At 65.9% G+C, this 24,378-nt stretch carries 19 protein-coding genes and 3 pseudogenes; 12 read left to right on the top strand and 10 right to left on the bottom strand.

What is annotated here, in order from left to right; genetic code table 11:
- Positions 1–45: 45 nt before the first annotated feature.
- The 3 genes and pseudogenes from bamA (at position 46) to fabZ (ending at position 4,139) form a co-directional block, all read left to right on the top strand.
- Positions 46–2,587, top strand: a pseudogene (bamA, locus tag ALC15_RS05415) (outer membrane protein assembly factor BamA).
- A 32-nt stretch (positions 2,588–2,619) separates the two neighbouring features.
- Complete coding sequence (lpxD, locus tag ALC15_RS05420) at positions 2,620–3,681, top strand: UDP-3-O-(3-hydroxymyristoyl)glucosamine N-acyltransferase (RefSeq protein ID WP_050626387.1); 1,062 nt, start codon at positions 2,620–2,622, stop codon at positions 3,679–3,681.
- Positions 3,681–4,139 carry a 3-hydroxyacyl-ACP dehydratase FabZ gene (gene fabZ / locus ALC15_RS05425; RefSeq protein ID WP_050626388.1) on the top strand — a complete coding sequence of 153 codons (459 nt, stop codon included), beginning with the start codon at positions 3,681–3,683 and terminating at the stop codon, positions 4,137–4,139. Before lpxD ends, fabZ begins: the two co-directional genes overlap by 1 nt.
- Positions 4,140–4,156: 17 nt before the next feature.
- Here fabZ and ALC15_RS05430 read toward each other — a convergent pair whose 3' ends face one another.
- Entirely contained in the window at positions 4,157–4,480 is a 324-nt protein-coding gene (locus tag ALC15_RS05430) for a KTSC domain-containing protein (protein ID WP_050626389.1), read from the bottom strand.
- A 138-nt stretch (positions 4,481–4,618) separates the two neighbouring features.
- On the opposite strand from ALC15_RS05430, the gene lpxA reads away from it, so the two are divergent.
- The 5 genes from lpxA (at position 4,619) to ALC15_RS05455 (ending at position 8,578) form a co-directional block, all read left to right on the top strand.
- Positions 4,619–5,413 carry an acyl-ACP--UDP-N-acetylglucosamine O-acyltransferase gene (gene lpxA / locus ALC15_RS05435; RefSeq protein WP_050626390.1) on the top strand — a complete coding sequence of 265 codons (795 nt, stop codon included), beginning with the start codon at positions 4,619–4,621 and terminating at the stop codon, positions 5,411–5,413.
- A gap of 19 nt (positions 5,414–5,432) precedes the next feature.
- Positions 5,433–6,290 carry an LpxI family protein gene (locus ALC15_RS05440; protein WP_050626529.1) on the top strand — a complete coding sequence of 286 codons (858 nt, stop codon included), beginning with the start codon at positions 5,433–5,435 and terminating at the stop codon, positions 6,288–6,290.
- Positions 6,290–7,468 carry a lipid-A-disaccharide synthase gene (gene lpxB, locus ALC15_RS05445; RefSeq protein WP_050626391.1) on the top strand — a complete coding sequence of 393 codons (1,179 nt, stop codon included), beginning with the start codon at positions 6,290–6,292 and terminating at the stop codon, positions 7,466–7,468. The genes ALC15_RS05440 and lpxB overlap by 1 nt, the downstream gene beginning before the upstream one ends.
- 112 nt (positions 7,469–7,580) lie before the next feature.
- The gene (locus ALC15_RS05450) at positions 7,581–8,237 is read left to right on the top strand and encodes an SRPBCC family protein (protein WP_050626392.1); all 657 of its coding nucleotides are present in this window, start codon (positions 7,581–7,583) and stop codon (positions 8,235–8,237) included.
- A 5-nt stretch (positions 8,238–8,242) separates the two neighbouring features.
- Positions 8,243–8,578, top strand: coding sequence for an ArsR/SmtB family transcription factor (locus ALC15_RS05455; protein ID WP_050626393.1), 336 nt, complete (start codon positions 8,243–8,245; stop codon positions 8,576–8,578).
- A 33-nt stretch (positions 8,579–8,611) separates the two neighbouring features.
- On the opposite strand, the gene gltA is transcribed toward ALC15_RS05455, so the two are convergent.
- On the bottom strand, positions 8,612–9,913 hold the full coding sequence (gene gltA / locus ALC15_RS05460) for a citrate synthase (protein ID WP_050626394.1): 1,302 nt from the start codon (positions 9,911–9,913) through the stop codon (positions 8,612–8,614).
- 160 nt (positions 9,914–10,073) lie between these two features.
- Positions 10,074–11,495, bottom strand: a complete 1,422-nt coding sequence (gene gltX / locus ALC15_RS05465) for a glutamate--tRNA ligase (protein WP_050626530.1) — start codon at positions 11,493–11,495, stop codon at positions 10,074–10,076.
- 178 nt (positions 11,496–11,673) lie between these two features.
- On the opposite strand from gltX, the gene ALC15_RS05470 reads away from it, so the two are divergent.
- The 3 genes and pseudogenes from ALC15_RS05470 to ALC15_RS05480 all read left to right on the top strand — a co-directional run bounded on the left by ALC15_RS05470 (position 11,674) and on the right by ALC15_RS05480 (position 16,181).
- Complete coding sequence (locus ALC15_RS05470; RefSeq protein WP_050626395.1) at positions 11,674–13,359, top strand: glutamine--tRNA ligase/YqeY domain fusion protein; 1,686 nt, start codon at positions 11,674–11,676, stop codon at positions 13,357–13,359.
- Between the two features lie 26 nt (positions 13,360–13,385).
- Entirely contained in the window at positions 13,386–13,772 is a 387-nt protein-coding gene (locus ALC15_RS05475) for a YybH family protein (protein ID WP_050626396.1), read from the top strand.
- Positions 13,773–13,896: 124 nt separating this feature from the next.
- Positions 13,897–16,181, top strand: a pseudogene (locus ALC15_RS05480) (ComEC/Rec2 family competence protein).
- Here the strand turns inward: ALC15_RS05480 and ALC15_RS05485 are convergent.
- The 7 genes and pseudogenes from ALC15_RS05485 to ALC15_RS05515 all read right to left on the bottom strand — a co-directional run bounded on the left by ALC15_RS05485 (position 16,178) and on the right by ALC15_RS05515 (position 23,145).
- Complete coding sequence (locus ALC15_RS05485; RefSeq protein ID WP_094193703.1) at positions 16,178–16,405, bottom strand: hypothetical protein; 228 nt, start codon at positions 16,403–16,405, stop codon at positions 16,178–16,180. The pseudogene ALC15_RS05480 and the gene ALC15_RS05485 sit on opposite strands and share 4 nt — an antisense overlap.
- 161 nt (positions 16,406–16,566) lie before the next feature.
- Positions 16,567–16,995 (bottom strand): hypothetical protein, encoded by a 429-nt coding sequence (locus tag ALC15_RS05490; RefSeq protein ID WP_050626398.1) that lies wholly within the window; start codon positions 16,993–16,995, stop codon positions 16,567–16,569.
- Positions 16,996–17,249: 254 nt separating this feature from the next.
- Positions 17,250–17,954 (bottom strand): transcriptional repressor LexA, encoded by a 705-nt coding sequence (gene lexA / locus ALC15_RS05495; RefSeq protein ID WP_050626399.1) that lies wholly within the window; start codon positions 17,952–17,954, stop codon positions 17,250–17,252.
- 242 nt (positions 17,955–18,196) lie between these two features.
- Positions 18,197–19,407: pseudogene (locus ALC15_RS05500) on the bottom strand (molybdopterin molybdotransferase MoeA).
- Between the two features lie 38 nt (positions 19,408–19,445).
- Positions 19,446–20,084, bottom strand: a complete 639-nt coding sequence (locus ALC15_RS05505; protein WP_050626400.1) for an HAD family hydrolase — start codon at positions 20,082–20,084, stop codon at positions 19,446–19,448.
- A gap of 983 nt (positions 20,085–21,067) precedes the next feature.
- Complete coding sequence (locus ALC15_RS05510) at positions 21,068–21,730, bottom strand: response regulator (RefSeq protein ID WP_050626401.1); 663 nt, start codon at positions 21,728–21,730, stop codon at positions 21,068–21,070.
- Positions 21,727–23,145 carry a sensor histidine kinase gene (locus ALC15_RS05515; RefSeq protein ID WP_050626402.1) on the bottom strand — a complete coding sequence of 473 codons (1,419 nt, stop codon included), beginning with the start codon at positions 23,143–23,145 and terminating at the stop codon, positions 21,727–21,729. The genes ALC15_RS05510 and ALC15_RS05515 overlap by 4 nt, the downstream gene beginning before the upstream one ends.
- A 226-nt stretch (positions 23,146–23,371) precedes the next feature.
- Here ALC15_RS05515 and ALC15_RS05520 point away from each other — a divergent pair, with 226 nt between their 5' ends.
- Positions 23,372–24,304, top strand: a complete 933-nt coding sequence (locus tag ALC15_RS05520) for a DUF3280 domain-containing protein (RefSeq protein ID WP_050626403.1) — start codon at positions 23,372–23,374, stop codon at positions 24,302–24,304.
- The last annotated feature ends 74 nt before the right edge of the window (positions 24,305–24,378 follow it).

Raw genomic sequence — 24,378 nt, forward strand, 5'->3', positions numbered from 1 at the left:
CGTTGGGGAACGATCTGGCAAAGCTAAGATAAGGGCGCGTTGCGCATGATGTTTGGAATGCGAGTGAGGGGGGGGCTGTTCGCCGCCTTGGTCATGTTCGCCGCGCCGGTGGCGGCCACTCTGTCGGCCGTAGCTGTGTCTGCGCCTGCGTATGCGCAGACGGTTGATTCGATCACGGTGGAGGGGAACCGCCGCGTCGAGCTCGAAACCATCCGCTCCTATTTCCATCCCGGGCCGGGCGGTCGGCTGGGTCAGGCCCAGATCGACGACGGTCTGAAGGCGCTGATCGAGACCGGCCTGTTTCAGGATGTCCATATCGATCAGCGGGGCGGGCGCCTCGTCGTGGTCGTGGTCGAGAACCCGGTGATTGGCCGCGTTGCCTTCGAAGCAACAAGAAGGTCAAGGACGAGCAGCTCACCGCCGAAGTCCAGTCCAAGCCGCGCGGCACCTTCTCGCGTCCATGGTGCAGTCGGATGCCCTGCGCATTGCCGAAATCTACCGTCGCTCCGGCCGCTACGACGTGCGGGTCAATCCGCAGATCATCGAGCAGCCGAACAACCGCGTCGACCTGATCTTCGAGGTCAATGAAGGCGTGAAGACCGGTGTGCGGTCGATCGAGTTCATCGGCAACAATGCCTATTCGGCGTCCCGCCTGCGCGACGTCATCAAGACCCGCGAATCGAACCTGCTGAGCTTCCTCGGCGGCAACGACGTCTACGACCCCGACCGGGTCGAGGCCGACCGTGACCTGCTGCGCCGCTTCTACCTCAAGAACGGCTATGCCGACGTCCAGGTCGTGGCCGCGCTGACCGAATACGATCCCGACAAGAAGGGCTTCCTGGTCACCTTCAAGATCGAGGAGGGCCAGCAGTACCGCGTCGCATCCGTCAACTTCACCTCGTCGATCAGCACGCTCGATCCGAACGCGCTGCGCTCCTATTCGCGCGTCAATGTCGGCTCGCTCTACAACGCCGAGGCGCTGGAGAAGTCGGTTGAGGAAATGCAGATCGAGGCGTCCCGCCGCGGCTACGCGTTCGCGGTGGTCCGGCCGCGCGGCGATCGCAATTTCGACAATCACACGGTGTCGATCACCTTCGCGATCGATGAAGGTCCGCGCACCTATATCGAGCGCATCAACATCCGCGGCAACAGCCGCACCCGCGACTACGTGATCCGCCGCGAGTTCGATATCTCGGAAGGCGACGCCTACAACCGTGCGCTGGTCGACCGTGCCGAGCGCCGGCTGAAGAACCTCGACTTCTTCAAGACCGTGAAGATCACCACCGAGCCCGGATCCTCCAGCGATCGCGTCATCCTGATCGTCGATCTCGAGGAGAAGTCGACCGGCGACTTCTCGGTGTCGGGCGGCTACTCGACCACCGACGGCGCGCTGGCCGAAGTCAGCGTCTCCGAGCGAAACCTGCTCGGCCGCGGCCTGTTCGCGAAGGCCTCGGTGACCTACGGCCAGTACGCCCGCGGCTACTCGCTGTCGTTCGTGGAGCCCTATCTGCTCGACTACCGCGTCGCGCTCGGCCTCGATTTCTACCAGCGCCAGCAGCTGTCCAACAGCTACATCGCCTACGGCACCAAGACGCTGGGCTTCAGCCCGCGGCTCGGCTTCAGCCTTCGGGAAGATCTGTCGTTGCAGTTGCGCTACTCGGTCTATCAGCAGGAAATCACCCTGCCGTCGACGCTGAACAACTGTAACAACAATCCGTTCCTCTCTGACGGTGTAACGCCCAATCCGGCGTTCAATCCGAGCCCGGCCTACGCGAACCTGAACGGGATCAGCCTTGTTTCGACCAATGGTCTCGGCTGCTTCTCCGATGGCGAAGCCTCGTTGCCGGTCCGCAAGGAGCTGGCGGGTGGCAAGACGCTGACGTCGGCGCTGGGCTACACGCTCAACTACAACACGCTCGACAACAACAAGAACCCGACCGATGGTCTGATCGTCGACTTCAAGCAGGACTTCGCCGGCGTCGGTGGCGACGTCAGCTACATCAAGTCCGCGATCGATGCGAAGTACTACACCCCGCTGGTCTCCGACATCGTCGGCGTGATCCACGCGCAGGGCGGCATTCTGAACAAGCTCGGCAGCGACGAACTCCGTATGCTGGATCACTTCCAGATGGGCCCGAACCTGGTCCGCGGCTTCGCGCCGAACGGTATCGGTCCGCGTGACATCAACCCGTACGGCACCATGGACGCCATCGGCGGCACCAAGTACTGGGGCGTGTCGGCGGAACTGCAGATGCCGTTCTGGTTCCTGCCGAAGGAAGTCGGGCTCAAGGGCGCGGTCTATGCCGACGCCGGCGGGCTGTACGATTACAAGGGCCCGACCTCGTGGGCGGCGACGGGCGAAGTCAACCAGCCCGGCTGTATCAAGCCGACCAACAACCCGCCGTCTCCGGGCACCTGCCTTGGTCTGAGCTATGACGACAGCAAAGTGGTCCGTACGTCGGTCGGTGTTGGCCTGATCTGGCAGTCGCCGTTTGGTCCGCTGCGCTTCGACTACGCGATCCCGCTGACCAAGGGTGCGTATGACCGCGTGCAAGAATTCCGGTTTGGTGGCGGTACGACTTTCTAACCCCGCCACTCGACCGGACTGCGACGGATGGAATGGCGCGGCCGAATTTCTTCAAGAGTCCTCCTTCGTCATCGCTGGCTGAGATTGCCGCGCTGACGAAGGCGCAACTGGTCGACCCCGAAAGGGGAGCGCATCAGATCAGGGGGCTGGCCTCGCTCGACGAGGCCGGTCCGATGCATCTCGCGTTCTTCGACAATCTCAAATACGCCGACCAGCTTGCAGCGACCAAGGCCGGTGCCTGCCTGGTCAGCCCGCGCTTCGAGGCGCAGGTGCCGAAGGGCACCGCCGTGCTGCGTGCCGCGAAGCCGTTCCAGGTGTTCGTCGAGCTTGCCCGCGAATGGCACGCCGATGCGCTGCGGCCGCAATCCTGGTTCGATACCGAGGGCATCGCCCCGTCGGCGATCATCGATCCCACCGCGCGCCTCGAGGACGGTGTCATCGTCGATCCGCTGGTCGTGATCGGGCCGCGGGTCGAGATCGGCTCGGGCACCATCATCGGTGCCGGCGCGGTGATCGGCGCTGACGTCAAGATCGGCCGCGACTGCAATGTCGGGGCCAAGACCACCATTCAGTTCGCCCTGATCGGCAACAACGTGCTGATCCATCCCGGCTGCAACATCGGCCAGGACGGCTACGGCTTCATCTTCTTCGGCCCGGCAGGGCACGTGAAGGTGCCGCAGACCGGCCGCGTGGTGATCCAGAACAATGTCGAGGTCGGCGCCGCCTCGACCATCGACCGCGGTTCCCTGCGCGACACCGTGATCGGCGAGGGCACCAAAATCGACAATCAGGTCCAGATCGGCCACAATGTCACCATCGGCCGGCACTGCCTGCTCGCGGCCCAGATCGGGCTCGCCGGCAGTCTGACGATCGGCGACAATGTCGCGCTCGGCGCCAAGGTGGGCATCAACAACCACCTCAAGATCGGCGACGGCGCCCAGGTGACGGCGATGAGTGCGGTCAAGGATGACATCCCGGCCAACGGCCGCTGGGGCGGGCATTTCGCCAAGCCGACCAAGCAGTGGTTCAGGGAAATTATCGCAGTGGAGCGCCTGGTGCGCGACAACGAGGCCAAAGGCAAGGAACAGGAGTGATGGAGGAGGCACCGGTCAAATTCGAGCTGGTGGATATCAACGATATCCTGAAGACGCTCCCGCATCGCTTTCCGATGTTGCTGATCGACCGCGTGATCAAGATCCGCACCGACTACAGCGGCATCGGCATCAAGAACGTCACCTTCAACGAGCCGCCGTTCCAGGGGCATTTCCCGGAGCGGCCGGTGTATCCCGGCGTCATGATGATCGAGGCAATGGCCCAGACCGCCGGCGTGATCGGCATCAAGTCGGTCGAGGGCACCGAGAAGCCGCGCGCGGTGTATTTCCTCACCATCGACAAGTGCAAGTTCAGGAAGCCGGTGATGCCGGGCGACACCATCGAGTACCACATGCGCTCGCTCGGCCGCCGCAAGACGATGTGGTGGTTTCACGGTGACGCCATGGTCAACGGTCAGGTGGTCGCCGAGGCCGATGTCGGCGCGATGCTGACGGACTAAGCTTCAAGTCGCCGCCGTCACGACGTCCTGCAGGCATACCGGCCGTCCGCGCCGGCGATCCGCAGGACGCGGTTGAGGAAGACGCCCATCGATGGTGCGATCATCAGCGCGTCGTAGGTTTCAGCAGGCACGCCGCAATAGTGCTGGTACTTGCCCCTGACGGCGACCAGCACTGTCCGCTCGCCGGCGCTGTAGCAGACCCGCTGGACGATCGTGCTGCGATTGATGTCGCGGCAGTCGAAGCGCGAGAGATCGACGGTCGTGCTGTTGCCGAGGTCGACGGTCTCCGGGCCGATCGGCGCAGACAACAGGCTGAGGATCAGCGCGGCGGCCCGGACCATGGCTCGATTGCGACCTTCTCGTTTGCAACAGGCCGTCATGATACGTCACTGGACAGGGCGGTCAAAGTCGCGCTAACGACCGCCCAAATCGACACCATAGCGCCTTGGCGCCATTAACGAATTCCGGATCGAAACTTCATGAGCATGATCGACCCCACTGCGCGGATTGCGGATGGCGCTGTGATCGGGGCCGGCACCGAGATCGGTCCGTACTGCATCATCGGTCCCAATGTCGTGCTCGGTGAGAACTGCAAGCTGATCGCGCATGTCACCGTGAGTGGGCACACGAAGATTGGCGCCGGCTGCGTCATCTCGCCGTTTGCCGCGCTCGGCGGGCCGCCGCAGGATCTCAGCTATCGCGGCGAGCCGACCCGTCTCGAAGTCGGCGAAGCCTGCACGATCCGCGAGGGCGTGACGATGAACGTCGGCACGATCAAGGGCGGCGGGCTCACCCGCGTCGGCGATCGCGGCTTCTTCATGAACAACAGCCATGTCGGCCATGACTGCATGGTCGGCAACGGTGTGATCTTCGCGACGTCGGCGACGCTCGGCGGCCACTGCGAAATCGGCGATTTCGTCTATATCGGCGGCCTCTCGGCGGTGCACCAGTTCACCCGCGTCGGCTCGCAGGTGATGATCGGCGGCGTCTGCGGCGTGCGCGGCGACATCATCCCGTTCGGACTCGCCAACGGCCAGTACGCGGTTCTCGAAGGCCTCAACATCATCGGCATGCGGCGACGCCAGTTCACCAAGGCGCGGCTTGCGACCGTGCGCGCGTTCTATCAGAAGCTGTTCCACGGCCCCGGCATCTTCGCCGAGCGGCTGGCGTCGGTGCAGCCGCTGGCGAGCGAGGATCCCGCGATCGCGGAGATCCTCACCTTCATCGAGGGCGGCAAGCTGCGGCCGCTCTGTCTTCCCGCCGACACCAATTGAGCAGGGGATGGCCGCCAGCATGACGTCAGCGGCTCCCTCGCTTTCCTCGCCGGTCGGCGTGATCGCCGGCGGCGGTGCCATGCCGTTCGCGGTCGCCGATCAGCTCGTCGCGCGCGGCATCACGCCAGTGCTGTTCGCGCTGCGCGGCGCCTGCGACCCGGCGCGCTTGCAGAAGTTTCGCCACCGCTGGATCTCGGTCGGCCAGCTCGGGCGGGCGACCCGGTTGTTTCGCGATGAAGGCTGCCGCGACCTGATCTTCATCGGCACCCTGGTGCGTCCGGCGCTGTCGGAGATCCGGCTCGACTGGGGCACGCTGCGCCTGCTTGGCCACGTCGTGCGCGCGTTTCGCGGCGGCGACGATCATCTGCTGTCGAGTGTCGGCCGCATCCTCGAGCAGCAGGGCTTTCGCATGGTCGGGATCAAGGATGTCGCGCCGGATCTCCTGATGCCGGAGGGCGCCGTGACGCGCGCGACGCCGGACAGCGCAGCGCTCGCCGATATCGCGCGCGGCCGCGGCGTGCTCGATGCGCTCGGACCGTTCGACATCGGCCAGGCGGCCGTGGTGATCGACGGCCACGTGGTTGCGGTGGAGGACATCGAGGGCACCGACGGGCTGCTCGCGCGCGTGGCGCGGCTGCGCGCCGAGGGACGGATCCGCGCCAAGGCCGGCCGCGGCGTGCTGGTGAAGGCGCCGAAGAGCAAGCAGGATCTGCGTTTCGATCTGCCGACCATCGGTCCGCGAACGGTCGAGGGCGCGGCGGCGGCGGGGATCGCCGGGATTGCCGTGATCGCCGGCAATACGCTCGCCGCCGAGCCGCAGGCCCTGATCGAGGCCGCCGACGCCAAAGGGTTGTTCGTCATCGGGTTGGCGGGCTGATGCAGGCGCGCAATCCCAGCACCGGCCGCAGGATCTTCCTTATCGCGACCGAGGAGTCCGGTGACCGCCTCGGCGCGGCGCTGATGCAGGTGCTGCGCCAGCGCCTCGGCGATACCGTGCAATTTGCCGGCGTCGGCGGCCGGCAGATGACGAGTGAGGGTATCGCGCCGCTGTTTCCGATCGAGGAGCTCTCGATCATGGGCTTTGCCGCCGTCGTCAAGCAATTGCCGAAGATCCTGCAATTGATCCGCCGCACCGCCGATGCAGTGCTTGCCGATGCACCGGACATGCTGGTCATCATCGACAGCCCCGACTTCACCCATCGCGTCGCCCGCCGGGTCCGTGCACGCAATCCGGACATTCCGATCGTCGATTACGTGTCGCCGTCGGTCTGGGCCTGGCGGCCGGGCAGGGCGCGCGCGATGCGAAGCTATGTCGATCACGTGTTGGCGCTGCTGCCGTTCGAGCCCGAGGAGTATCGCAAGCTGCAGGGACCGCCATGCAGCTATGTCGGCCATCCCCTGACCGAGCAACTCGCCTCGCTGCGGCCGAACGAGGAGGAGCAGAAGCGGCGCGACGCGCAGCCGCCGGTCCTGCTGGTTCTGCCCGGAAGCCGGCGCAGCGAGATCAGGCATCACCTGGCGCTGTTCGGCGCCGCGCTCGGCCAGCTCAGCCAGCAAATCCAGTTCGAGCTCGTGCTTCCCACCATGCCGCATCTCGAGGCGATGGTGCGCGAAGGCGTCGCCTCGTGGCCGGTGGCGCCGCGGCTCGCGATCGGCGAGGCCGAGAAGCGCGCCGCATTCCGCGTCGCCCGCGCCGCGCTCGCGAAGTCGGGCACGGTGACGCTGGAGCTCGCGCTATCTGGGATTCCGATGGTGACGGCCTATCGCGTCGGCGCCGCCGAGGCGTTCATCCTGCGTCGCGCAATCCGGGTGTCGTCGGTGATCCTCGCCAATCTCGTGATCGGCAGCGATATCATCCCCGAGTTCCTGCAGGAGAACTGCACGCCGGACAAGCTCGCGCATGCGCTGGTCGACGTGATCAAGGATTCGCCCGAGCGCCTGCGGCAGCTCGTCGCGTTCGCGACGATGGACGGGAAGATGTCGACCGGCGACCAGCCGCCGAGCGTCCGCGCCGCCGACATCGTGCTGGCGGAACTGGGCCGGCGTTCCAGCTAGCAATCGATCAAGTCTTGGTTCGGCGGCGACATCCGGCCGCAACGGTTCCGCTTGCCTCGGATATTTAGACTACGCTAATATTAGTTTAGTCTAATATTTATGCGGAGCCCCCATGAAGATCGATCCTGTCGCCTATGTCGGAGCCGTGGTTCGCGAAGTCGCCGTCCGGGAGCGCGATGGCAAGCCGGCGCGGGCGGTGATTGCCACGCGCAGCTACGATACCGACATCGCCGATCTCTGGGACGCACTGACCAATCCCGAGCGCATTCCGCGCTGGTTTCTGCCGATCTCGGGCGATCTGAAGCTCGGTGGCCGCTATCAGTTCCAGGGCCAGGCCGGCGGCGAAATCACGACGTGTGAGCCGCCGTGCCGGCTTGCCGTGACCTGGGAGGCCATGGGCACCGTCAGCTGGGTCACCGTCACCCTGGCTGACGATAGCGCCGGCGGCACGCGCCTGGAACTCGAACATCTCTCGCTGATCGAGGGCGACTTCTGGGATCGCTACGGACCGGGTGCGGTCGGCGTCGGCTGGGACCTCGCCTTGATCGGGCTCGCGCTCTACATCGCCGCGGGTCCCGGTGCGCAGTTCGATCGTGCCGCCGCGGAGGCGTGGCCCGGCTCCGAGGACGGCAGGGAGTTCATCCGCCGCAGCAGCGCCGACTGGTGCAGGGCCTCGATCAAGGCGGGCACGGACGAGGCCGCCGCGCGCCGGGCCGAGGCCAACACGGCGGCGTTCTATTGCGGCGAGCCCGAGCCGGGTGGAGGCTAGCAACCGTGCACGCCTTCGACGTCCTCGGCGATCCCGTCCGCCGGCGCATCCTGGAGCTGCTGGCGACCGGCGAGCACAGTTCGGGCGACGTCGTCGCCGTCGTGCAGCGTGAATTCGGCATCACCCAGTCGGCGGTCTCGCAGCAGCTGCGGATCCTGCGCGATGCCGGTTTCGCATCGGTGCGCGCCGACGGGACCCGCCGCATCTATGCCGTGGAGCCGCGGCGGCTGCGCGAGGTCGACGACTGGCTCGACCGCTTCAGGGCGTTCTGGCTGCCGCGCCTCGATGCACTCGCGACCGAAGTCGCGCGCGGCAAACGAAAACGGCGCCATCGGGAATGATGGCGCCGTCTCGGACAGTCTTTAGGACGAAGCTTACTTGCGCTTGTCGATCGTCACATAGTCGCGGCGCGCCACGCCGGTGTAGAGCTGGCGCGGACGGCCGATCTTCTGCTGCGGATCCTCGATCATCTCGCTCCACTGGCTGATCCAGCCGACGGTGCGTGCGACCGCGAACAGCACGGTGAACATCGAGGTCGGGAAGCCCATCGCCTTCAGCGTGATGCCCGAATAGAAGTCGACGTTCGGGTAGAGCTTGCGGTCGATGAAGTAGGGATCGCTGAGCGCGATCTTCTCGAGCTCGAGCGCAACCTTCAGCATCGGGTCATCGCCATGCCCAGTCTCGGCCAGCACCGCGTGACACATCTTCTGCATGATCTTGGCGCGCGGATCATAGTTCTTGTAGACGCGATGACCGAAGCCCATCAGGCGGACTTCGCTGTTCTTGTCCTTCACCTTGGCGATGAATTCGGGAATCTTGTCGACTGTTCCGATCGACGACAGCATGGCGAGCGCCGCTTCGTTGGCGCCGCCGTGGGCCGGGCCCCACAGGCAGGCGATGCCGGCCGCGATGCAGGCGAACGGGTTGGCGCCGGAGGAGCCGGCGATACGGACCGTCGAGGTCGACGCATTCTGCTCGTGATCGGCATGCAGGATGAAGATCTTGTCGAGCGCGTCGGCGAGCACCGGATTGATCTTGTAGTCCTCGCATGGCACCGCGAAGCACATCTGCAGGAAGTTCTCGGCGAAGGAGAGCGAGTTCTTCGGATACACGAAGGGCTGGCCGATGGTGTATTTGTAGGCCATCGCCGCCAGCGTCGGCACTTTCGCGATCATCCGCATGGAGGCGATCATGCGCTGCTTCGGATCGTTGATGTCGGTGGAGTCGTGGTAGAACGCGGCGAGCGCGCCGACGGCCGCCACCATGATCGCCATCGGATGCGCGTCGCGGCGGAAGCCCTGGAAGAAGCGGGCCATCTGCTCATGCACCATCGTGTGATGGATCACGCGGTGGTCGAAGTCCTTCTTCTGAGCCGGGGTCGGAAGCTCCCCGTAGAGCAGCAGGTAGCAGGTCTCGAGGAAGTCGCCATGCTCGGCGAGTTGCTCGATCGGGTAGCCGCGGTATTCGAGGATACCGGCGTCGCCGTCGATGTAGGTGATCTTCGACTGGCAGCTGCCGGTCGAGGTGAAGCCGGGGTCGTAGGTGAACACCCCGGCCTGGCCGTAGAGCTTGCCGATGTCGATGACATCAGGCCCAACCGTGCCGCTCAGGATCGGGAAATCGTAGTTCTTGTTGCCAATGGTGAGTGTGGCTGTCTTGCTGGATTTTGCGTCCATCGTGATATCCCCGATGAATTCGTTGCGAAAACCGACCTTGCCCAGTCGCTAAATTGCGGCCCATGGCGGGGCGGAACGGCTTGTGGAGAAAGCGTCCGGGGATGGGTAGCTCATTGCAATGTGCGCTGCAAGATGGACCCTGGAGGGGGTCCATGCAGGATCACACCGCCTGATCGGCGAGGCGGGCCAGACACTCCTGGCGTCCCAGGACAGCCAGCACGTCGAAGATGCCCGGCGACGTCGTGCGTCCGGTCAGTGCCACCCGCAGCGGCTGGGCCACGGCGCCGAGCTTCAGATTGTTCTGCTCGGCGAAATTCCGCATCGCGGTTTCCGTGGTCTCCGCCGTCCAGTCGTTCACCGCTTCCAGCGCGGTGCGAAGGCGGCCGATCAATGCGCGCGTTTCCGGCGTCAGTAGCGCTACGGCTTTCGGATCGAGCTCAAGCGGCCGATCGGCGAAAATGAAGTAGGCGCCCGCGATCAGTTCGAGCAGTGTCTTGGCGCGCTCCTTCAGGCTCGGCATCGCCCGCAGCAATTGCGCGCGGGTGGTGTCGTTGAGCTTGGCCTTCAGCGCGGCGCCATCGGGAACATAGTCCAGCACGCTCTCGAACTGGGTCACGAGGGATTGATCGTCGCTCTGCCGGATATAGTGACCGTTGAGGTTCTCCAGCTTGGCGAAATCGAACCGCGCCGCCGAGCGGCCGATACCCGGGAGATCGAACGCGTCGATCATCTCTTGGGTCGAGAAGATCTCCTGGTCGCCATGGCTCCAGCCGAGCCGGACCAGGTAGTTGCGCAGCGCAGCCGGCAGATAGCCGAGCGCGCGATAGGCATCGACGCCGAGCGCGCCATGACGCTTCGACAGTTTCGAGCCGTCGGGACCATGGATCAGCGGAATGTGGGACATGCTCGGCAGCTCCCACTCCAGCGCGTCGTAGATCTGCTTCTGGCGCGCCGCGTTGATCAAATGGTCGTCGCCGCGGATGATATGGGTGACGCCCATGTCGTGGTCGTCGACCACGACCGCGAGCATGTAGGTCGGGGTGCCGTCGCCGCGCAGCAGGACGAGGTCGTCGAGGTTTTCGTTCTGCCAGACCACGCGGCCCTGGACCTGGTCCTCGATCACGGTCTCGCCGGTCTGCGGCGCTTTCAGGCGGATGGTCGGCTTGACGTCCGAGGGTGCAGTGGCCGGATCGCGGTCGCGCCACATGCCGTCATAGAGGCGGGTGCGGCCCTCGGCACGCGCCTTCTCGCGCATCGCGGTCAGCTCCTCGGGCGTGGCGTAGCAGTAGTACGCCCGGCCGGCGGCGAGCAGGCCCTCGGCGACCTCGCGATGGCGGGCGGCGCGGCTGAACTGGTAGATGACGTCGCCGTCCCAATCGAGCTCCAGCCATTTCAGGCCGTCCAGGATGGCGTCGATCGCCTCCTTGGTGGAGCGTTCACGGTCGGTGTCCTCGATCCGAAGCAGCATCTTGCCGCCGAGCTTCCTGGCATAGAGCCAGTTGAACAGCGCGGTGCGGGCGCCTCCGATATGGAGGAAGCCGGTCGGTGAGGGGGCGAAGCGGGTAACGACGGGATTGGTCATGATCAAGCGAGGCGTATGCTGGAACGGGCGGTGGTGTATAGCAGGAACCGGACATAACTAAAGCCTCGGTTGACCTTTTGCCCGCCTAACCAGACCTGAAACCTGGCCCGAAACCAGGCTTGGCCAGACGGCACGAATTTGGCAGAAGGTTGGGCTTGATCCTCCAGGGAACCCTTTGATGACGACTGACACGACGGCAGAGGCAGGGCGCGACTTCATCCGCGACATCGTCCGGGCCGATCTCACCTCCCACAAGCACAACCGGATCGTGACCCGCTTCCCGCCGGAGCCGAACGGCTACCTGCATATCGGTCACGCCAAGTCGATCGCGCTGAATTTCGGCATCGCGCAGGAGTTCGGCGGCCAGTGCAATTTGCGCTTCGACGACACCAATCCGACCAAGGAGGAGCAGGAGTACATCGACTCGATCCAGGCCGACGTCCATTGGCTCGGCTACGATTGGGGCAAGAATCTCTTCTACGCGTCCGACTATTTCGAGCGCCTGTACGATTGGGCCGAGGGCCTGATCAAGGCGGGCTATGCCTATGTCGACGACCAGTCGCAGGAGGAGATCCGGACGTCACGCGGCACGCTGACCGAGCCCGGCAAGAACTCGCCGTTCCGCGATCGTTCGGTCGAGGAGAATCTCGACCTGTTCCGCCGCATGAAGGCCGGCGAGTTTCCGAACGGCGCCCGCGTGCTGCGCGCCAAGATCGACATGGCGGCCGGCAACATCAATTTGCGCGACCCCGTGCTGTACCGCATCCTGCACGCTCACCATCCGCGCACCGGCGACAAGTGGTCGATCTATCCGAGCTACGACTACGCGCACGGCCAGTCGGACGCGATCGAGGGCATCACCCATTCGATCTGCACGCTGGAGTTCGAGGATCACCGCCCGCTCTATGAGTGGCTGCTCGACAAGCTGCCGGTGCCGTCGAAGCCGCGCCAGTACGAAATGGCGCGGCTGAACCTGACCTACACGCTGCTGTCCAAGCGCGTGCTGACGCAGCTCGTCCGTGATGGGCATGTCTCGGGCTGGGACGATCCGCGCATGCCGACCGTCGCCGGCCTGAAGCGGCGCGGGGTGCCGCCGGCCGCGGTTCGCGAGTTCATCAAGCGCATCGGCGTCGCCAAGGCCAACAGCGTGGTCGATGTCGGCATGCTGGAATTCTGCATCCGTGAGGAGCTGAATCGCACATCGCTGCGCCGCATGGCGGTGCTGCGGCCGCTCAAGGTCGTGATCGAGAATTATCCGGAAGGCCAGGTCGAGGAGATCGAGGCGATCAACCACCCCGACAATCCGGAGGCCGGCACCCGCAAAATCGCTTTCGGCCGCGAGCTCTACATCGAGCGCGACGACTTCATGGAGAACCCGCCGAAGAAATTCTTCCGCCTCTCGCCCGGCAACGAGGTGCGGCTGCGCTATGCCTATTTCATCAAGTGCACGGGCGTGATCAAGAACGACGCCGGCGAGATCACGGAGCTGCGCGCGACCTACGATCCCCTGACCAAGGGCGGCAACGCGCCCGACGGCCGCAAGGTGAAGGCGACGATGCACTGGCTGCCCGCAGCGCAGTCGAAGCCGGCAGAGATCCGGATCTACAATCAGCTGTTCGCCAACCCGAGCCCGAACGCCGCCGATTTTGCCGCCGACCTCAACCCGCAGTCGCTGGAAGTGCTCAGCGATGCGCGGGTCGAGCCTGCAATCGCCGAGAGCAATTCGCCCGATCCGATGCAGTTCGAACGGCAGGGGTATTTCGTCCGCGATGCGGATTCGACGTCCGACAAGCTGGTGTTCAACCGCACTATCGGTCTGCGCGACACCTTCGCCAAGGAAGTCGGCGGCAAAGGCCAGAGCTGAGACGGACGCCAGGAGGGAGGCGATCGATGCCTGAGGAAGCCGACGATATCGTCTCCGCGATCATTGCAAAATGGTCGGCGGGTTTCAGCAGGCTCGATGCCGATGCGCTCTCCTCGCTCTACTCGAAGAGCGCGTTCTTCTTCGGCTCGAACCCGACGCTGTATCGCGGCCGCGACGGCGTCAAAGCTTACGCCGAAGGCCTGCCGCGCTGGCACGCGCCGCGCGTTCAGTTCAGTGAAATCAGGACCGCGCGGGTGAATGCCGATCTCGTCAACATGGCGGGCATTGCGTCCTTTTTTCTCGACGGCGATGCGCCCGCGCTCGTCGTCAAGATCACCTGGGTGATCGCGCGCGAGGACGGCGACTGGAAGATTGCCTGTCACCACGTTTCGTCGCTGACGCCGCTGATCTAGGCGCTCGCCGGCGTCTGGTGACCCCCGGAGGTCACAGCCTTCGGTTGCGTGTTTCGGTTCCGTTCCGCTAGTCGGGTGGCTGCGGCATCCGCTAGCCTGCTTTCCGGCAGGGATCGCAAGCGGAATGGCGGAGCAGGGTACGACGCCGGGCGGCAAACGCGGCTACGCGGGGACGTGGCCGCCGCGTGCCGCCGTTCCTGCCGGCGGCTTTCTCCCGGTGCGCGCCGGCCTCTGGCGGCCTTTCGTCGAGACACTGCAGGAATGGGTTCGCGCGGAGGCGGGCGCCGGTCGGCTGTTGCCGTGGGTGCCGGTGGCGTTCGGCATCGGCATCGCATTCTATTTCGCGGCCGAGCACGAGCCGGTGCTGTCGGTTGCGGCGGCAGCCGCCATCGTGCTCTGCCTGCTGGCACTGCTGCTGCGGCGGCACAGAGTATTTCCCGCCATCGTGATGCTGGCTGCGGTTGCCGCGGGCTTTGCGACCGCGACCTGGAAGACGGCGCGGATCGCCCATGGCGTGCTGGCGCGCCCGATGTTCTCGGTGGCGCTGACCGGCTTCGTCGAGACGCGCGACATCAGAGAGAAGACCGATCGCTTCGTATTGCGGGTGGTCTCGATGGAGAGCCCGCGTGACAATACGAAGCTCGAGCGCGTGCGGCTCTCGGTGAAGAAGGGCACCGCGCCAGAAGTCGGCAGCTTCGTCGAACTAAAGGCGCGGCTTATGCCTCCGCTCGGTCCGCAACGTCCGGGCTCCTACGATTTCGGCCGCGACCTGTATTTCCAGGGCATCGGCGCCTCCGGCTTCGTGATGGGCGCGGTCAAGACCAGGGAGCCGCCGGCGGCCGGCGGCCTCGCGCTACGCTACGCCGCCCTCATGCAGGGCCTGCGCGATGCCATCGACGCCCGCATCCGGACCACGCTTGACGGCGATCAGCGCGCGATCGCAACGGCGCTGCTCACCGGCCGGCGCGATGCGATCACGACGCCGGTCAACGATGCGATGTTCATCTCGGGGCTCGGCCATGTGCTGTCGATCTCCGGCTACCACATGGCCGTGGTGGCGGGCGTGGTGTTCTTCACGATCCGCGCGCTGCTGGCGCTGTTTCCGGCACTGACTGCCGGGTATCCGATCAAGAAATGGGCGGCAGCAGCCGCACTGGTTGCCGCGGCGTTCTATCTCCTGCTGTCGGGCGCCGAGGTCGCGACGCAGCGATCGTTCTTCATGACGGCCGTGGTGCTGATCGCGGTGATGGTCGACCGCCGCGCTGTCACCTTCCGCACGCTGGCGGTGGCGGCGCTGATCGTGCTCGCGATTGCGCCGGAAGCGCTGGTACATCCGAGCTTCCAGATGTCGTTTGCCGCAACGCTCGGGCTGGTGGCGATGGTGCAGATCGGGCTGCCGAACCTGCTGGCGTCGCCCGATCATTCGGTGACCGCGCGCCTTGCGCTGTGGGGCGGACGGGAGCTCATGGTGCTGATGCTGGCTTCGCTGGTCGCTGGGCTCGCGACGACGCCCTACGCCGCGTTCCATTTCCATCGCGTGACGCCCTATGGGCTGCTCGCGAACCTTGCGGCGATGCCGGTGGTGTCGGCCGTGGTGATGCCGGCGGGCCTGCTCGGATTGCTTGCGATGCCGTTCGGCTTCGACGGCGTGTTCTGGGCGATCATGGGGTTCGGCATCGACTGGATGATCCTGGTGACGCAATGGGTCGCAGCGCTGCCCGGCGCGGTCGGCCGGATGGCGGCGTTCGGCGTCGGGCCGATGATCCTGGCGAGCGCCGGTCTGATCCTGCTCGGCTTGTTGCGTTCGCCGCTGCGCTGGTCGGGGGCCGCGCTACTGGTGATCGCCTCGGTCTGGGCGGTGCGGGTGCCGCAGCCGGACGTCTGGTCTCGGCCGATGGCCGCAATGTTGCCGTGCGCGGCGGCGACGGGCAACTGCATCTGATGCACAGCGCCAAGGACGCCTTCCTCGTGAAGGAATGGCTGGCTGCGGATGCCGATGCGCGGGCGCCGAGCGATGCCTCGCTCGGCGAGGGCGTCTCCTGCGATCCGAGCGGCTGCGTGACGCAAGGGCCCGGCGGCGCCTTCGTCGCGCTGGCGACCCGGCCGGAGGCCCTGGCCGACGATTGCGAGCGCGCGGCGCTGATCGTGACCGCGCGGCCGGCACCGCGGGGCTGCGCTGCCTCCGTGATCGACGCCGAACGGCTGCGGCGTCACGGCGCCCTGATGCTGCGGCGGATCCGGGACGGCTACGCCATCGATGCAGTCAAGCCGGGCGGGGTCGACCGGCCATGGTCGCCGGCAGTTCCCGGCGACGGCGAGGCCGAAACCACGCTGCGCCCGCCCGCCACAGCGCCACGGCCCGCCGTCGACGCGACGCCGTCCGAGGCAGATCTGCAAGGCGAGGATTAGCCGGGATCGAGCGAGGTGCCGGAGGGCAGCTCGAACAGGCCGAGATGGTATTCGTCGGAGTCGGGGCCGCCGTCGGGCTTCTTGACGAGGGTGAACACCGCCTCGGGAAACCGCTCCCAGACCCTCAGGTCGTCAGCCGTGACCGTCAGCCAGCCGAACCGGAACATGTAGCGGCCCGGTTCCGTGACGCGTCCAGCCTTTTGCCATGTGACCTTATCGACCACTGCGCCGGTTTCCGTGAGTGCACGTCCTCCGTGCACGATCATGCGGCAAGCCGCCCGCCGACGCAAATCTCCTTGTGCGCCCCGGAACCCGGCGTCCGGGGTCGCTCGAAATCGCTTAGGTCATCCGCCGCCGGATGGTTCATTCCGCGGCGACGATGCGTTCAACCCAAAAACAGCGACGCGAATGCGGAGGGCCGCCGCTCCACAACCTTCGGCTTCTGCTCGACCTGCGGATGCAGCGCCGGCAGTTGCAGCACGCTGACGCGCTGCCCCTCGACGAGCTGGGTCACCAGCACATGGCTGCCGTCGGGGAATTCGACCGCGTCGTGATGGCGATCGGGAACGTCGGGCTCGACTTCGTTGAACACGCCGACGCGGAAGTTCATCGTCTTGGTCCAGATCCAGCGGCTGTCGTAGCGAACGTTCTCGGCGAAAGCGAGCTCGGTGCCCGCCAGCATGCAAACCGCGACGGTCGGATCGTTCTCCGAAGCAAAGCCGCGGGTCGACGTGCCGCGGAAGGTCGTCGTGATCAGCGTCTCTCCGACAATGGCGGGGCGCGATGCCACGGCGTGCAGACTATAGTCACACATCGGATGGCTCCTCATTTCGAGGTAGCGACCCGTGCCTCTCCTTGAGGCATAGGGCCTCTACCAGAGTGGACGATAGCGAACGAGTCTCTGCTCGTTTCTGGGCGATTGTACGACTGGTCCGCGAACGCTCCGATCACAAACACGCGACGCTGCGCGAGAGGTATCGGAGCGCATCGGGCAGGCCGCACGTTACGCTATCCTTCAAGGAACGATCCGATGTGTTGCTCGTTCCTCGCCGCCGCAAGTATTTGCACTCAGTACTTGCGGTAGAGGCCGATCAGCTTGCCCTGGATGCGAACCCGGTTCGGCGGCAGGATGCGCACTTCATAGGCAGTGTTGGCCGGCTCCAGCGCGATCGACGCGCCGCGGCGGCGGAAGCGCTTTAGAGTGGCTTCCTCCTCGTCGATCAGCGCCACCACGATGTCGCCGGTGTTGGCGACGTCGTTGCGCTGGATCAGCGCCATGTCGCCGTCGAGGATGCCGGCGTCGACCATCGAGTCGCCGCGCACTTCCAGCGCATAGTGCTCGCCGGCGCCGAGCATGTCGGGCGGCACGCTGATGGTGTGGCTACGGGTCTGCAGCGCCTCGATCGGCGTACCGGCGGCGATCCGGCCCATCACGGGGACGGCGACCGGACGGTTGCCGTCGTCCTCGGCGACCGGGGGCGTGCTGGTGCGCTTGCCGAGGGTGCCTTCGATGACGCTTGGCGTGAAGCCGCGGCGACCGTTACCGCCGCCGGCGGAGAGCTCGGGCAGCTTGATGACTTCGATGGCGCGGGCGCGGTTGGGCAGGCGGCGGATGAAGCCGCGCTCCTCCAGGGCGGTGATCAGGCGGTGGATACCGGACTTCGAGCGCAGGTCGAGTGCGTCCTTCATTTCATCGAAGGACGGCGGCACGCCGGCCTCTTTCAGACGTTCATTGATGAAACGCAGAAGTTCGTACTGTTTGCGCGTGAGCATCTCGAGTATTCCCCCGGTTGATAGCGTCGTTCGATTCCGAGACTCTTCAGTGGGGCCTGCAGGCCGGGCCTGACCTCAGGAGCATGCTGCTTGTTGCAAGCGCTCCCCGGCGGCTTCCCGTTTGTAGACACCAGTACTCGAAACAAATCATGAACGGACACTATATGTTCGATATGTGTTCCGCAACCACTTAATTTCAGGTGAACGTATCAAGCAACGCACCATGAGCGGGCCGCGCAGGCTCACTCCGGCAGCGTCAGGATCTCGCATTCGCTGCCTTTGGGCGCAGCGGGCGCAAACGGCGGACGCACGAGAAGTGCCCGTGCCGCAGCGAGATTCCCGAGCAGCGACGAGTCCTGCTGCATCACGGGCGTTGCGATCAGCGCGCCGTCTTCGCGCTCTTCGAGACGCGCGCGCAGATAGTCCTCGCGCTGGTCGTTGGCGGCGAGGTCGCGGCCGAGCAGGGCGCTCGCGCGGACATGATGAATCACTTTTCGGCCGCTCAGCGCCCGAATCAACGGCACCAGAAACAGGAAGGCGCAGACGTAGGAGGACACCGGATTGCCGGGCAGGCCGATCACCCGCATCGCTCCCAACCGGCCGTGCATCATCGGCTTGCCGGGCCGCATCGCGATCCGCCAGAACGCCATCTTGACGCCCTCGGCCTCCAGCGACTGCTTGACCAGATCATGGTCGCCGACCGAGGCGCCGCCTGTCGTGATCAGGATGTCGGCACCGCTCTCGCGCGCCCGGCGGATGCCGGCCGTGGTCGCCTCCACGGTGTCGGCGGCAACCCCGAGATCGACGGTCTCGGCGCCTTCCGCCCGCGCCAGCGCCCGCAGCGCGTAGCCGTTGGAATAGACGATCTGGCCGGGACCGGGCCTTGAGCCGGGCATCACCAGCTCGTCGCCGGTCGCCAGCACCGCGACCTTCGGCCGGCGGCGCACCGCGAGCTCCGGATAGTTCATGGCCGCGGCGAGCGACAGGGCACGATCCGACAGCCGGCTGCCGGCGGTGAGCAGCACGTCGCCCTCGCGGAAGTCGACGCCCGCGGCGCGGATGTGCCGTCCGGCGGCAGCCGCCTCGGTTATCGCAATGTGGTCGCCGTCGACCCTGGTGTCCTCCTGGATGATGACGGCGTCGGCGCGTCGGGGATCACGCCGCCGGTGAAGATCCGCACCGCCTCGCCGGTCCCGACCGTCCGCTCGAACGGCCGGCCGGCGGCGACTTCGCCGATCACCTTGAGCCGGGCCTTCAGATCGGCCGCGTCGGCGGCCCGCACCGCATAGCCGTCCATCGCCGACATCGGCTGCGGCGGCTGGGAGCGGAGTGCTGCGAGGTCACCCGCCAGTGTGCGATGGTAGGCGGCATCGAGCGCGACCATCTCCTGCGGCAGCGGCTCGGCGCCGGCGAGAACGGCGGACAGGGCATCGGCAACCGGCATCAGGGCCACGCTCAGAGCTCCTCAATTCCAGGGTTCGATCCCAGGGTTCATTCCAAGGATTCAATTCCAAGTGCAGTCAACGCCCTTGCCACGTCATCCGTCGATGTCACGTGGATGGCATGGAGGCCGCGCGCCCGCGCACCCTCGATATTTGCAGCCAGGTCGTCGAAGAACAGGATCCGCGACGCCGGCACGCCGATGGCTTTTACCACATGATCGTAAGCCTCGGCGTCGGGTTTGCGAAAGCCGATCGTCGGGGACAGGAACACCTTGCGGAAATGGCCGAGCAGCTCGGCATGGGCGATCGAGAAATGCGCGATGTGGGCCGGATTGGTGTTGGAGAACGCGTAGAGCGGCATCCGCTTCGCGGCGGCCGCGAGCAGCGGCGCGATGCCCGGCATCTCGCCGGCGAAGATCGAATTCCAGCCCTCGAGGAATTGCGCGTCGCTGAGGCCGATGCCGAGCGACTGGCGCAGATTTTCGAAGAACGCCGCGTCGTCGATCCGGCCGATCTCGTGATGCTTGAAGCTGTCGTCGACGACGAAGCGGCTGGCGAGGTCGGCCGGCGCGCAGCCGGCATGCTGCGCCCAGTGCGCCATCACCTTGTCGAGGTCGATGTCGAGCACGACGCGGCCGATATCGAACAGCAGCACGTCCACGGAATCGGGGGAGAGTTGCGAGGTCATTGCATGAAACCGTGTACGAGAATTACGGGCAGGCGGCAATGTCCCCGATTTGTGCGGCAGGCATGCGACGCGGTTAGGCGCGCTGTCGTCCCTGCGCCGCGCACGGTGTCACCACCCGCTAAAGCGGTTGATCCAGCATATCAGAGGCGGGTGTGCTTGAGCCGAGGTGTAGTCAGGGACAAGATTGTTTCCACGCGTCGTCCCTGCGAAAGCAGGGACCCATACTCCCGCGGCCGACGTTGTCGGAGCAGAATCGTCTTCCGACATCCCGCAACACTCATCATTCGTGGTTATGGGTCCCTGCTTTCGCAAGGACGACGCCGGATATGTTGCGACATCGAGATAGATATCCACATTCTCCGCAATAGATGAATTTCTGATAAATCGAAATATTTTGCTGCGGGGGGCTTGCGCCGTCAGGCAACTCAGTGGCGGGCGTTACCAGCTTTCGGCGCACGCGAGTGTAGACCTCTCAAATCCTGGATAGCGCCAGACCGAGATAAGCGATGAGTGCGCCGGTGCTGAGAATGATGACGACGAGCGCCTGCTCAGAACGTGCCTGCAAGGTTTTCCGGGTCACGGCGACGACGCTCCTTCCTCGAAAATCATTCTGTCCAACTCACATCGATGAGGGTCCGTTCCGGTTCCTGCCCGGGAACTTCGATGAAACTGGCCGCCAGTTCAGTCCGGAAACGAGCAACGCCGCCCGCATTGAAATGCGGCGGGCGGCGTTGGTTCTAGCCCCAGGAGGAATGGCAAAATCCTGACCTGTACGGATACGGACGAAAGCGGACCAGGGTTCACGGTTTTGGCCCCGTACGACTCCGGTCATCCGAAGGAGCGGGGCTATGCGCTGCGAAAGGGTCTAGGATGATGTGACTGAGTTGCTCTGGCCCCGGCGACCCCCTCGCTGGGGTCCTTTCTTTGGAGCGCCGATCTCGATGAGCGCCGGACTGCATCGCCAAGTGGCGCCCGATGCGGTCTCATTGTTCGCGCAGATCGAGTTGCGTCAGGATGCCCTGCCGCAGCGCGAGGCGGACCAGTTCGATGTCCGTGCCAACGCCGAGCTTGTCCTTGATCAGGGAGTGCAGGTTCGCCACCGTCTTGGGGCTGAGATGAAGTGCCTCGGCGATTTCGTCGGTGGTCTTTTCCGCGAGCAGCATGCGTAGCACTTCGAATTCCCGCGCGGTCAGGAGGTCGGCGGCGGCACGTTCGCCGGCGAGGCGGCTGAGCGCAAGCTCGTGGTCTATGTCCGGACTGATCGCGATCTTGCCCGACAGCGCATCCATCACGGCATGCACCAGCGCCTCCGGCGGGCTGGTCTTGGTGACGTAGCCGCTCGCGCCGGCGCGGATCGCCTGCACCGCAAAGGCCGCGTTCTGGTGCATGGTGAACACCAGGATCTTTGCGCGCTTGTCCCGCTGCTTGAGGCGGCGGATGGCCTCGATGCCGCCGATGCCGGGCATCGACAGGTCCATGATCACGAGGTCGGGCCCAGTCTCCTTGTAGAGGCGGTAGGCCTCGACGCCGTCGGAAGCCTCGGCGACGACACGGAGGCCCGGCTGCTTCTGCAGCATCGCCCGGTAGCCCTCCCGAACCACGGCGTGGTCGTCGACCAGCATGATGGTTCGCGCCGCGTTGCTCATGCCGCGCGTTCCACCGCCGCTGCCGCTGCGCCGGCAGCGAGGGGAACGACAACGCGGAGCGATGCGCCATGGGGCTGCGCGGCCTCGAAGCTCAGCCGCCCGCCCAGCGCCGCGACCCGCTCGCGCATGCCGAGCAGGCCCATGCCGGACTTGGCCTGCAGATCGGCTTGGGGATCGCCGGGCCGGCCATCATCGTCGATAGCGAGCGCGATTTCGCCGTCGCTGCCGGAAGCCGCCTCGCGCATCTCGAGCCGCAGCACCACGCGCGTGGCGCCGGCGTGCTTGGCAGCATTGGTGAGCGCCTCCTGCACGATGCGGTAGAGATTGGCGCTGATGGAAGCGGGAAGGCGCGCGAACGATCCCGATAGGGCGATCTCGAACCGTGGCTGCCCGCGGCTGCGGCCGTTCCAGCCGGCGATCAGGCCCTCCAGGCTAGCGGCGAGACCGAGTTCGTCGACATCGGGCGGGCGTAATCTGAACAGGGCGCCGCGCAACGTCTCCATCATGCCGGCTGCGGTCCGCGCGATGCCGTCGCATTCGGCGAGCAGAGGCGGGCAATCCTGGATCGCGGTCAGGCGCGCGGAAGCGGCAAGCGCGCGGATCGCAGCCAGCGACTGCCCGAACTCGTCATGCAGTTCGCGCGCGAGATGCCGGCGCTCGTCGTCCTGCACCAGGATCAGCTTTTGCGTCAGCGCGTTGCGGTCGGACAGCGCAGCGGCGAGGCGTTCGGCGAGCTGGTTGAAGACGTCGCCGATCGCCGACAATTCGGCGAGATCGAACGGCGGCAGGCGCGCGGCGAGGTCGCCTGCGGCGATCCGCGCCAGCCCGTTGCGGATCAAAAGCGTCGGACGCAGCGCACGCGCCAGCGCCGCATAAACGAGCGCGCAGAGCAGCGGCAGCGCGATCATGAGCACCGCCATCTGCCGGCCGGCATCGTGCCAGGCCTCGGCGGTCAGCACGGCCGGATCGACCCAGACCACGGCCTCGCCGATCGTATGGCCGCGCGCAACCACCGGGCGCACGGCCTCCCGGCCGGGATCGAACAGACGGCGATAGAGAGCCGCGAAGGCAAGCGGCGGCGCGGCCGTATCGGTTTGCGCGCCGCCGCAGAAGCGCTGGCTGATCTCGCCGCCCTTGCTGCGAAATGCGAGGCACAGGCCGGGCGCCATGACCGAGGCGGCCACGCTGTCGAGATCGGGGAATTCGGCGTGCGGATTGTTCAGCCACTGGATCTTGTTCTGCTGCAGCTCCAGCGTCCTTGCGGCGACCTCGGCAACGGCCGCGATCCTGGCGCGCACTGCGCGGTCGGAGTCGAACAGGAAGTAGCCGGAGATCACGGCAAAGCAGAGTGTGGCAACAGCGGCCACACGCAAGGTCAGCCGCAGCTTCAGATCGCTTCCGGACCAATTCCGCATCGGCGTATCCTCGCAGTCGCAGGCGGCCTTCGTCGCCCGTTGCGGGGCAGGGCCGTGATGCGCATTAAACGGCAGAATGAACGTGTCGAGAAGCGCCGCGGTGGGTGCGGACCGCGGTCGTGAAATTTTCCCGGCACCGGCCGGGAGACGCTCCGCTGCGGTGCCGAGGCGGTTGCCCTAGATCTGCGGTCGACCAGCCCGCACCAGCACCCGAAAGGCCCAGTTCATGCGCCAGTCCCGCCTTGTTTTGCACGCCCTCGCGTTGATCGGCCTCCTGGTCGGACCTTGTCCGGTTCGCGCCGAAGCCGCCGCGCAGGCATCCCCGCTCGGCGTCAGCATCGACGACTTCAGCTATGTCGACACCTCGGGCGAGGTGGTCGATCAGACCGCCGCGCATCAGAAGCGGCTCGATGCATTCATGACCGCGCTGCGCGCCGATGTGGCCGCGGAGCCGCGCTATCGACTGGTCTCGTCGGCGGCGCCGGCAGGCGAGGCGCAGATCAAGGTGGTCGGCGGCGTGCAGAAGATGAGTACGCTGATCCAATGGGCCAAGGTCGCGGTCATCGATGTCGGCGCGAGCCGTGTCCTGTACGAAAAGCTCTACACGTTTCGCGGCGACAATGACGAGGCGTGGGACCACGCGCGGATGTTCGTGTCGCGCGAGGTGCGCGCTGCCCTCGCGGCCGCGCTACCCCCGGCGCAGGCAACGGCCGCGGCGCCGCTCGGGCTTGCGGTATTCGCGTTCGAGCTCGAGGATAACTCCGCGGCGTCAGCGGCCGGTCTTGCCGACTCCGATTCCGCTTATCTCGCCGACGTAACGAAGGGCGTGCGTGACCGGCTCGCGCAGTCGGGCCGCTATCGCCTGGTCGACACCGCCGGCGTGACGGCCGAGCCCGTCAAGGCGCGCGCACTGCGCGACTGCAACGGCTGCGAGGCCGCGATTGCGAAGGAACTCGGTGCCGATCAATCGCTGATCGGCGTGATCAGGCGGGTCAGCCGGACCGAATACACGGTCGGCTTCCAGGTGCGCGACGCCCGCAGCGGCACGGTCGTCTCCCGTGGCGACAGCGGCCTGCGGATGGGCGCCGATTATTCCTGGACCCGCGGCGCGGTCCATCTGGTCGGCGATCGCCTGCTCGAGGGCGGGGCGCAGCGCTAGCCCTGCCGGCGACAGCATTCGGCGAACGGCCGGCGGACTATAGCAAAGCGCGATAGCTGTTAGACACGGCGTCG

Source organism: Bradyrhizobium viridifuturi (genome assembly GCF_001238275.1).
Taxonomy (GTDB): Bacteria; Pseudomonadota; Alphaproteobacteria; order Rhizobiales; family Xanthobacteraceae; genus Bradyrhizobium; species Bradyrhizobium viridifuturi.

Excerpts from the sequence above, each read along its gene's own strand:
- gltA (WP_050626394.1), bottom strand. The coding sequence starts at position 9,913 with ATGGACGCAAAATCCAGCAAGACAGCCACACTCACCATTGGCAACAAG.
- ALC15_RS05520 (WP_050626403.1), top strand. The coding sequence starts at position 23,372 with ATGCGCCAGTCCCGCCTTGTTTTGCACGCCCTCGCGTTGATCGGCCTC.
- ALC15_RS05515 (WP_050626402.1), bottom strand. The coding sequence starts at position 23,145 with ATGCGGAATTGGTCCGGAAGCGATCTGAAGCTGCGGCTGACCTTGCGT.
- ALC15_RS05440 (WP_050626529.1), top strand. The coding sequence starts at position 5,433 with ATGACGTCAGCGGCTCCCTCGCTTTCCTCGCCGGTCGGCGTGATCGCC.
- gltX (WP_050626530.1), bottom strand. The coding sequence starts at position 11,495 with ATGACCAATCCCGTCGTTACCCGCTTCGCCCCCTCACCGACCGGCTTC.
- lpxB (WP_050626391.1), top strand. The coding sequence starts at position 6,290 with ATGCAGGCGCGCAATCCCAGCACCGGCCGCAGGATCTTCCTTATCGCG.
- ALC15_RS05475 (WP_050626396.1), top strand. The coding sequence starts at position 13,386 with ATGCCTGAGGAAGCCGACGATATCGTCTCCGCGATCATTGCAAAATGG.
- ALC15_RS05510 (WP_050626401.1), bottom strand. The coding sequence starts at position 21,730 with ATGAGCAACGCGGCGCGAACCATCATGCTGGTCGACGACCACGCCGTG.
- lpxA (WP_050626390.1), top strand. The coding sequence starts at position 4,619 with ATGAGCATGATCGACCCCACTGCGCGGATTGCGGATGGCGCTGTGATC.
- fabZ (WP_050626388.1), top strand. The coding sequence starts at position 3,681 with ATGGAGGAGGCACCGGTCAAATTCGAGCTGGTGGATATCAACGATATC.
- ALC15_RS05505 (WP_050626400.1), bottom strand. The coding sequence starts at position 20,084 with ATGACCTCGCAACTCTCCCCCGATTCCGTGGACGTGCTGCTGTTCGAT.
- ALC15_RS05450 (WP_050626392.1), top strand. The coding sequence starts at position 7,581 with ATGAAGATCGATCCTGTCGCCTATGTCGGAGCCGTGGTTCGCGAAGTC.
- ALC15_RS05470 (WP_050626395.1), top strand. The coding sequence starts at position 11,674 with ATGACGACTGACACGACGGCAGAGGCAGGGCGCGACTTCATCCGCGAC.
- lexA (WP_050626399.1), bottom strand. The coding sequence starts at position 17,954 with ATGCTCACGCGCAAACAGTACGAACTTCTGCGTTTCATCAATGAACGT.
- ALC15_RS05490 (WP_050626398.1), bottom strand. The coding sequence starts at position 16,995 with ATGTGTGACTATAGTCTGCACGCCGTGGCATCGCGCCCCGCCATTGTC.
- ALC15_RS05430 (WP_050626389.1), bottom strand. The coding sequence starts at position 4,480 with ATGGTCCGGGCCGCCGCGCTGATCCTCAGCCTGTTGTCTGCGCCGATC.
- lpxD (WP_050626387.1), top strand. The coding sequence starts at position 2,620 with ATGGCGCGGCCGAATTTCTTCAAGAGTCCTCCTTCGTCATCGCTGGCT.